Here is an 8,602-nt window from a genome sequence, read left to right as displayed (position 1 = left end):
CGCGGGCCTTGTGACTGCGCGGGCCTTGTGACTGCGCGGGCCTTGTGACTGCGCGGGCCTTGTGACTGCGCGGGCCTTGTGACTGCGCGGGGCCGGTTGCGCGTCGACGTCAGTCGACGCGCAACCGGCCCCGCTTGTTCGGTCAGGCGTTCTGGGGTTCTGGTTCTTCGGTTACGCCGCGGGACTTCATGGCGTGCAGGACGAGGTCGATGAGGACCTGCTTGCAAGAGTCGATGCGGCGGGCGTCGCAGAGCATGACGGGGACCTTGGGGCCCAGGTTGAGGGCCATCTGGATCTCCGTGAGGTCGTACTGCTTGGCCCCGTCGAAGCAGTTCACCGCGACGATGAACGGGGTGCCGCGGCGCTCGAAGTAGTCGACCGACGGGAAGCAGTCGGAGAGGCGGCGGGTGTCGGCGAGGACGACCGCGCCCAGCGCGCCGAGGGAGACCTCGTCCCACATGAACCAGAAGCGCTCCTGGCCGGGGGTGCCGAACAGGTAGAGGACGTACTCGTCCCGCATGGTGATGCGGCCGAAGTCCATGGCGACGGTGGTGGTGTTCTTGCGCTCCACCCCGGAGATGTCGTCGACGCCGACGCTCTCGTCGGTGAGGACCTCCTCCGTGCGCAGCGGCTGGGTCTCCGAAACCGTGCCCACCATGGTGGTCTTGCCGACCCCGAAGCCGCCCGCGATCACGATCTTGACCGCGGTGGGGAGCCGGCGCGCGCGCACGTCGCGCCTAGAGGGCCCGGAGACCATCGATCACCGCCTTGTAGAGCCTGATGTCGTGCATGTCCGCCTCCGGTTCGGGTTCCTGCATGGAGACGAATCCCTTGTCGAGCAGGTCGCCGAGCATCACCCGGACGGTCGCCACGGGAAGGTCCAGGTGGCCGGTGAGCTCGGCGACCGACATGACGTTCTGGCAGAGCCTGATGATCGCCAGGTGCTCGGGGCCGAGACCGACGGTGGTCTCCGGTTCCGCGCCGACCGCGACCACGAGGGTGATCAGGTCGAACTTGCCGCGGGTCGGCTCGATCCGCCCGCTCGTCATCACGTAGGGGCGGACCATCGGCCCGGCCTGGTCGTCGAGCCAGCGTTCCTGTACTTCGGGTTCCGGCGGGCGCTCCGGGTCCTCCGGCCAGAGCTCGGATTTGGGATCTTCGGGGGGCATCATGTGGGGCGGCCCTCCGCGGCGGTCTCCGAGCGCGACGGCGAGGTGAGGTGCTCGCCCATGCTCGTGACGAGCATCGCCATCTCGTAGGCGATGAGGCCGACGTCGGCGTCCTCGTCGGCCAGCACCGCGAGGCAGGCGCCCTTGCCGGCCACCGTCACCAGCATGAACTGCGACTGCATCTCGATGATCGTCTGCCGGACGGGTCCGCCGCCGAACCGCGTCCCGGCGCCCTTGGCCAGGCTCTGGATGCCGGCGGCCACGGCGGCCAGGTGCTCGCCGTCGTCCTGCTTCATCCCCTCCGAGGAGGCCATGAGGAGGCCGTCCGCCGACAGCACGACCGCATCGTGGGCGTGCGGCACGCGATGGACCAGATCGTCCAGCAGCCAGCCCAGATCGGACGCCGAACCCGCTTTCTGCATCACTGCTCGTCCTCGCCTTCCACTGCGTCATTGGTGCGGGCTTCGACCGCCGTCCTCGCAAGGCGGGTGCCGCGCTGGTAGGACCCCATGATTCGCTGAATCTCCTCGGGCGAGCGGCCGGGGTCGTCATGCTCGTCCTGCTCGGCGGCCGGGGTCTCCCCGGCCTGCAGCGGCGCCGCGAGGTTCGCCTGCGGAACCCGGACGGGCAGACCGGACGGGGTGGTGGAGCTTTCGGGCACGGCTGGCTGGTCCTCCGGGTGACTGATCTCGGGTTCCGCGGCGGCCCCCGCCTCGGAGGCGTCCGGTGGCGCGGGTTCGCCCGCCGGTTCCGGCTCGGCCGGCTCCGGGACGTCCGCGGAGCTCTCGGCCCCGTCGGGGCCCGTGGCGGGCGGCGGCACGGCGACGAGGGCGGGCGGCGCGGGCTGCTCCCTGGTCAGGGTCACCACGCCGCGCGTCCCCGCCTGCGTCTCCCCGGACTGGTCGCCGGCAGCGGAGGAGACCGACGCGGGCTGCCGGACGGTCAGGCCGTTCGCGGTGGTCGTGGGGGCCTTCTCGGTGCCGCTCTCGACGACCAGCTCCTGCGGGATGACGACGACCGCCGTGGTACCGCCGTAGGCCGAGCGCTTCAGGGAGACGCGCACGCCGTAGCGTTCGGCCAGCTTCGCGACGACGAACAGGCCGAGCTGGACGGAGCTGCGCAGGTTGAACTCGGGGGGATCGACGATCCGCTCGTTGATCTCGGCGAGCTTCTCGTCGGTCATGCCGAGCCCGCGGTCCTCGATGTCGATGGCGAAGCCGTTGGCGACGAGGTGCCCGCCGATGTGGACGGCGGTGTCGGGCGGGGAGAACGTCACGGCGTTCTCGATCAGCTCGGCGAGCAGGTGGGTGATGTCACCGACGGCGCGTCCGGCCAGTTCGACCGGGCCGAACGGCAGGACGGTGACGCGGGTGTAGTCCTCGACCTCGCCGACCGCCGCGCGGACGACGTCCACCATCGGCACCGACTGCCGCCAGCCGCGCGCGGGGATCGAGCCGGAGAGCACGATGAGGTTCTCGGCGTTGCGCCGCATGCGGGTGGCGAGGTGGTCGAGCCGGAACAGCTCTTCCAGGTCCTTCGGGTCGATGTCGCGCTTGCGCTCCATGGTGTCGAGCATGTTCAGCTGCCGGTGCACCAGCGCCTGCGTGCGGCGGGCCAGGCTCAGCAGGACGTCGCGGATGCCGCGGCGCAGCTCGGCCTGCTCGACGGCGGTGCGGATCGCGGTCTCCTGGACGGCGTTGAACGCCCGTCCCACCTGCCCGATCTCGTCGGTGCCGAACTGCAGCGGCGGCGCCTCCAGGGCGACGTCGACCTTCTCGCCGTGCCCGAGGCGGTCGACGACGCTGGGCAGTCGCTGCTCGGCCAGCTCCCAGGCGGCGGCGCGCAGCCGTTCCAGCTGACGGACGAGGGCACGCGCCGTGGTGATCGACACGATGATGGACGCGATGACCGCGAGCAGGCCGAGACCACCGGCGAGCAGCAGCCGGACGATGACCCAGATGCCGAGCGGCGTGGCCCGGTCGATGGTGCGCTCACCGGCCTCGTCGATGCTCTTGTTCATGTCGGCCAGCCCGGCCTGGGTGGTCTGCCGCCACTGCGCGGCGGTGACCCGCGGGCGCTGGCCCGGCCGGGTCTGGAGCAGCCGGTCCTCCAGGGCCTTGACCGCCGCCAGCTGGGGGCTGGTGGTCATCTCCTGGTACTGGCGGTTCTCGGTGTCGCGCAGCCCGACCATCGCCTGGTCGAAGGTGTAGCGCCGGACGGCGATGGACTGGTTGACGGCCTGCAGGTCGTCCGAGCTGAGCCGGCCGCCCTGGAGCATGCCGGCGACCAGCGCGTCCTCGCGGGTGAGCAGCTCGCCGCTGCGGGCGACCGCGATGGCGGCGCGCACGACGTCGGCGAAGTCGTCGTCGTCCAGGGTGGCCATGGCGTCGTACATGCGGTACACGGCCTCGTTGATGGCCGTGTAGTTCTGGAACGCCTGATTGCGGCCCATCGCGTTCGAGTCCACGGCCCGGCGGTAGTCGCCGAGCTTGCGCAGGAGGTCGACCGCCTCCGCCATGCGGTTCTCGAGCCCGTCGTCGGCGGCGCGCCGAACCGAGCCTCTCTCGGTGCGGTCGATCATGGTCGCCACGGTCTTGTCGGTCTTGCCCCGCTGGGTCACCATGGCCTCGCGTCCGTGCTGGTTGGGAGCGGCGAGATAGACCACGGTGAGGCGGCGTTCGTTCTGGAGTTCGACCAGCATCGGGTTGGACGCGGTCACGACCGTGTTCAGCGTGCTCACCCAGAGGAGGTTGATGCCCTCCCGTGCGGTCACCCATGCCGCGAAGGCCCACAGAGCGGTGAGAGACAGCAGCATCGCCGCAATCTTGGTCCGCAGTCGCGAGTTGCGGAAGCGCATTGTTTAACCCAACAATATGTCAAGGCACCCTGCAATTGGCGAAAAATGTCCGAATGCTGGGCACGCGATGGTGGGGTATGCAGGGAATGCCGATGTCGGCCGGTTCTGTTGCTCGCAGCACCATACCAACGACCTCATAGGCGCTCAAGGTGAATCGTTTGATTTGGGAAGATCCCAAACGCCTTCACGGAGGTGGAGTGGGGTGAATCACACGAGAGATCCCCGGCGGTATTCCTGGAGCAGTGCCAGTGCGGCGAAGGTGACGGCGCTCACGATGGTGGCCGGGAGGTATGTATCCTTATCGTGCCACAGTGGTGGATTATTGGAATTTGATAGCATTTGTCCGATTGTTTGAGGGGCGTCCGCCGCATCCGCCGTACTCCCCACCGTCAGGGCCGAGCGGATGAAGGCGCCGCCGCGGGAGGCCGCGCGCAGGCAGTCATCCCGGAGCGGCTCCCGGACCGATCCGGCGAGCAGGAGGATGTGCACGGCGTACGCCGTCTCCTCGATGGTGCCGTCCCAGCGCCCCCACCCCCCGTCCGTCCGCTGGGAGCCGAGCACCCAGCGGACCGCGCGGTCCACGGAACCCGCGCGCCCGGCCCCGGAGCCGTACCGCTCAAGGGCCAGCACGGCGCAGCACGTGGCGTAATAGGGGGACGCGTGCCAACGGTCCCGCCAGGAACCGTCGGCCTCCTGCCGCTCGCACAGCCAGGAAGTGATCTTGAACATCGGGGCGGAATAGCGGTGCGCCGCGGTGCCGCCGCCGGTGGTCTCCAGGAAGTGTCCGAACGCCTCCAGTACGTGGGCGTTGGTCGTGACGGATCGGCCGTTCTCGCCCTGCCAGGTACAGAAATGCGTGTCCATCTCGTACTGCGAGAGAAGGTCGGGCGCACAGGGACTGCCGAGGAGCGAAAGGGCATAAAGCACACCAGAGGTGGTGTCGGCATCGGGAGGCAGGCCTTCGCCTCCTCCGGTGCCGGCCGACCCCAGAGCGGCACGCAGTTCGGCCGTCAGTCGCGGCGGCGCCTTCACCGGCACCCCGGCCCGTGCCAGCCAGCTCAGCACCCATCCCCGCTCGAACTCGGTGATAGGTGTGGCCACGGGCACCGGCCCTTTGTACTGAGCGACGCCGGCCTCCAGATACCGGCGAGCCCGCGCCCGGGCGTCGTCGTGCGGGTCGGGCTCATGACCGAGCCAGGCGGCCGTGGCCGCGGGGGAAGCGCCGACCGTCCCCGAAGGCCCGGGAACGACGGAGCCGGTTCCGTGGGCGGACTCGCCCGCGATCTCCAGTGCGTGCAGGAGCTTGGCGGGGATCGGGTCACCCCGCTCCAGTAGCTCCCGGACGACGGGAAGCAGTTCGCCGGCCATCCCGCCGGGCGCGCGCAGGCGGTGGTCAGGGGCCGTCCAGGGGCCCAGCCCGGGGATCCGGCGCATCGCCCGCTCGTCCAGCCGGGCGTTGATCCGTTCGAGCAGGTGGGGAACGATGTGCTCGATGGCGGGCATGTCCGGCAGGTCGAGGACGCGCCCCGGGGCGAGCCACCTCGACAGCAGCCCCAGCCCCCGCGCGGCGGCACGCGCCACGTCGGCGACCGGTATTCCCGTCGGCCCCATGCGGAAGGGGTCGGCGCCGAGGGCGGAGAGCAGGGCCTCGGTCGCGCTGAGGGTCGGAACCAGCGCGTACCCGTCGTCCGGCAGGCCCCAGCCGCCGTCCGGCCGCTGCTCTGCCAGCAGGAACCGCAGCCGCTCTCCGTGGCCGGTCAGCCAGGGTGCCAGGGACACCAGCCTGCCGGTCTCGTACACCGACGGCGAGGACGACCCCCAGGGCCGCTCGGTCAGGTCGTCGACGATCTTCTGCGCCGACACGATGATGTCGACGAGGCCCGCGCAGTCCGGGGTCGCGTCCAGTGTCACAGCGATCCCCAGTAGTCGCTGGTGCCGTAGAACCCGGTGCTGTAGCCGATCTGGCGTTCCAGGTAGTCCACGGCCGCCGGGCACTCGCCGCGCAGCGGTTCGAGCAGCGTGTTGCAGCGCCGGACGATCTCCTCGATGCGCGCGGTCAGCGTGTCGGCGTCGGCGCCGAGCAACTGCGCGTTGAGATCGTTCCAGGCCTTGTCCCGTTCCAGGGTGGCCAGGTCGTTCAGCAGCCGGAGGATCTTCTGCACCTCGCGGCTGATGACCTGGAGCCGGTCGGCGTTCGCCAGGGTGGCCGCGTCGCCGTTGACGATCCAGTGCGAGATGTTGACCCAGGCCGATCCGTAGTTGTCGGCGTTGTCGAGGTAGTCCTCGAAGGACGGCAGCGCGCTCCGGTCACCGGACGAGGCCGACGCCTTCCACTCCACCTCTCGCGCCCCCGCCTCCAGCAGCCGTACCAGCTGGCCCCGCCAGTCGTCGCGCAACCCGGCGAAGGCGGGGGAGGCGGCGACCTCGTCGCGGATGTCGGCCAGGAACCGGGCGAGCCCGTCACCGGCCGCCGGGTCGCCGCCGTCGGCCACGGCGAGGCAGCGCCGGTTGAGGTCGTCGATCTCCTCCCGGGTCGTCGCCACGTGGTCGACCAGCCAGTCCAGGCCGAAGATCCACAACGACGTGCGGTTGGCGATCCGCAGCCGCGCGGCGCTGAGCTCCGGGGAGCCGAACGCGTTGGCGCACGCGACGGCGGTGAACAGGGTTCCGTCGATGGGCTTGACGGCGAAGACGTCGGGATAGGCCTCCGCGCACGCCGCGAGGTCGCGGGCGGCCCGCACCGCCTGCGCCAGGACGGCGCCGTGGCCCTGGGCCGCGCGCATCGGATCGCCGGCGGCCCGCTCCGCGCTCGACTGGGGGACGCCGTTGCTCGGGGTATCGGAATTCGGCATCGCTCTGCCCTCGAAGCCGTTCTCAGGCGGACCGCTGGAGGGGATCCAGCGTCATCATGATCGGCTTGTCGGGCCGCAGCGTCAGGCCCACCTGCGGCTTGGGCATCTCCGCCCCTTCCACCGGCCGCGGGCGGAACCGGCTGAAGATGGAGGCGAGGATCAGCTGCGCCTCGGCCTGGACGATGTGCCGGCCCACGCACTGGTGCGGGCCGCCGCCGAAGGGGAAGTAGGCGTAGCGGTGGTACCGCCTCGCACGCTCGGGCTCGAACCGGTCGGGGTTGAAGCTGCGGGCGTCCTCGCCCCATATCGACTTCATCCGCTGGGTGACGAAGGGGCTGACCAGCACGGTGTCGCCCTTGCGGATCCGCACCCCGCTCAGCACGGTGTCCTCGGTGGCCACCCTGGAGAACAGCCAGCCCACCGGGAAGATGCGCAGCAGCTCCTGGACGACCTGCTTGGTGTACTGGAGTTGCGGCAGGTGCTCGGCGCGGACGCGCTCGGTGCCCACCACTCGCAGGGCTTCGTCATGCAGCTTCTCGCTGACCTCCGGATGCCCGTTCAGTAGCGGCCACAGCCACGTCAGTGCCACGGTGGTGGTCTCATTGCTCGCACCGAACGTGGCGAGCAGATTGCTGCGGATCCACCGGTCGTCCACCGGGCCGCCCTCCCGCTTGCTGGCACGGCACAGCGCGGTGAAGATGTCGTTGCCCTCGCCGGGGTCGTCGCGGTAGCGCTCGACCAGCGCGAACAGGCAGTCGTCCATCGCCTTGACGGCGTTGCGGAACGCCTGGTCACCGGGCATGGGCACGGCCCGCGGCATGAACGGGAACAGGAACCGGTACGCGATCCTGATGACGATCTGCTGCAGAGGCGGGATCATCACGTCCGCCTCGGCGCGCGTGATCTTGTCGCCGAAGAGCACCTTGACCACGGTCTTGTTGATGATCAGGTACATCTCCTGGAGCATGTCGACCGGGGTGCCGCCCCGGGCGTTCTCCTCCAGATCGTCGACCGCGCCGTTGATCGCGTCCGCCATCAGCGCGGTGAGCCTCTTGGTGTTGTGGAGGGAGAAGACCGGCTGCAGGGTCCGCTTGCTCGCGTCCCATCCCGGGCCCTCGTCCAGGATGCTGTCGGTCATCAGGTCGCGGATGGGACGCCAGTAGACCCCGCTGCGGTCGAAACGGTCCGACTGGTGCCGGAGTACCTGTTCCACGTCCTCGGGGTCGGTCGCCAGGAACGGGCGGGAAGCCCCGAGGCCGATCCGCATCAGCCGGCCGTCGGCCTCCTCGCCCATGCGTTCGAGCTGCTGCAGCGGATCTTTGATGAATCCCAAGGCGGTCCGGTACAGAGGAAAGTTCTTGGCCCGTCGCAAGGGGACGGCGCCAACATCAATGGACACTTCCGACGGCCCCCCACGAGCTCGACATCATCGGACCGCCTGCCGTGGCCGCTGCGCTGAGGTCCTGGCTGGGCGATTAGCGATCTCTGTCCACGTCTGAGATTCTTGGGCGCTATGTATGTTTTGCTGGAAGTATCACATGATCAATTAACGCGATCAAGGGGACGAAGGGAAGAAATATCAGCCCATTCCGGGTGGCGTTCATCACTTGCCGGCCGGGTTGTCTCATTTCTTGGGCGGCTCTGACATCGTCCGCCCAGGTCACAACCCAGAAAAACGTACTGTGAGTAAATAAGTACGTTAAGTAGCGGACGCCGAAAGGAAA

7 protein-coding genes are annotated in these 8,602 nt (G+C 69.4%); all 7 read right to left on the bottom strand.

Annotated elements, in window-relative coordinates; all coding sequences use genetic code 11:
- Positions 1-142: 142 nt before the first annotated feature.
- A complete protein-coding gene (locus BM339_RS13280) occupies positions 143-757 on the bottom strand; it encodes a GTP-binding protein (protein ID WP_024935754.1) in 615 nt (204 codons plus the stop codon).
- Positions 738-1,172: a DUF742 domain-containing protein gene (locus tag BM339_RS13275; protein WP_021593197.1), complete on the bottom strand. Its 435-nt coding sequence runs from the start codon at positions 1,170-1,172 to the stop codon at positions 738-740. The genes BM339_RS13280 and BM339_RS13275 overlap by 20 nt, the downstream gene beginning before the upstream one ends.
- On the bottom strand, positions 1,169-1,591 hold the full coding sequence (locus BM339_RS13270) for a roadblock/LC7 domain-containing protein (protein WP_021593198.1): 423 nt from the start codon (positions 1,589-1,591) through the stop codon (positions 1,169-1,171). The genes BM339_RS13275 and BM339_RS13270 overlap by 4 nt, the downstream gene beginning before the upstream one ends.
- Complete coding sequence (locus BM339_RS13265; protein ID WP_256255333.1) at positions 1,591-3,984, bottom strand: sensor histidine kinase; 2,394 nt, start codon at positions 3,982-3,984, stop codon at positions 1,591-1,593. Before BM339_RS13265 ends, BM339_RS13270 begins: the two co-directional genes overlap by 1 nt.
- Before the next feature lie 249 nt (positions 3,985-4,233).
- Positions 4,234-5,937, bottom strand: a complete 1,704-nt coding sequence (locus BM339_RS13260; RefSeq protein WP_256255332.1) for a prenyltransferase/squalene oxidase repeat-containing protein — start codon at positions 5,935-5,937, stop codon at positions 4,234-4,236.
- A complete protein-coding gene (locus tag BM339_RS13255; protein WP_083597605.1) occupies positions 5,934-6,878 on the bottom strand; it encodes a terpene synthase family protein in 945 nt (314 codons plus the stop codon). Before BM339_RS13255 ends, BM339_RS13260 begins: the two co-directional genes overlap by 4 nt.
- Before the next feature lie 22 nt (positions 6,879-6,900).
- Entirely contained in the window at positions 6,901-8,277 is a 1,377-nt protein-coding gene (locus BM339_RS13250; RefSeq protein ID WP_081842725.1) for a cytochrome P450, read from the bottom strand.
- Positions 8,278-8,602 lie beyond the last annotated feature (325 nt).

The sequence above is a fragment of the Actinomadura madurae genome, from assembly GCF_900115095.1.
Lineage (GTDB): Bacteria > Actinomycetota > Actinomycetes > Streptosporangiales > Streptosporangiaceae > Spirillospora > Spirillospora madurae.
This window is presented reverse-complemented; position numbering and strand designations above follow the sequence as displayed.

Bases quoted from the DNA above. Each gene is read 5' to 3' on its own strand.
- BM339_RS13280 (WP_024935754.1), bottom strand. From the start codon at position 757: ATGGTCTCCGGGCCCTCTAGGCGCGACGTGCGCGCGCGCCGGCTCCCC.
- BM339_RS13275 (WP_021593197.1), bottom strand. From the start codon at position 1,172: ATGATGCCCCCCGAAGATCCCAAATCCGAGCTCTGGCCGGAGGACCCG.
- BM339_RS13270 (WP_021593198.1), bottom strand. From the start codon at position 1,591: ATGCAGAAAGCGGGTTCGGCGTCCGATCTGGGCTGGCTGCTGGACGAT.
- BM339_RS13265 (WP_256255333.1), bottom strand. From the start codon at position 3,984: ATGCTGCTGTCTCTCACCGCTCTGTGGGCCTTCGCGGCATGGGTGACC.
- BM339_RS13255 (WP_083597605.1), bottom strand. From the start codon at position 6,878: ATGCCGAATTCCGATACCCCGAGCAACGGCGTCCCCCAGTCGAGCGCG.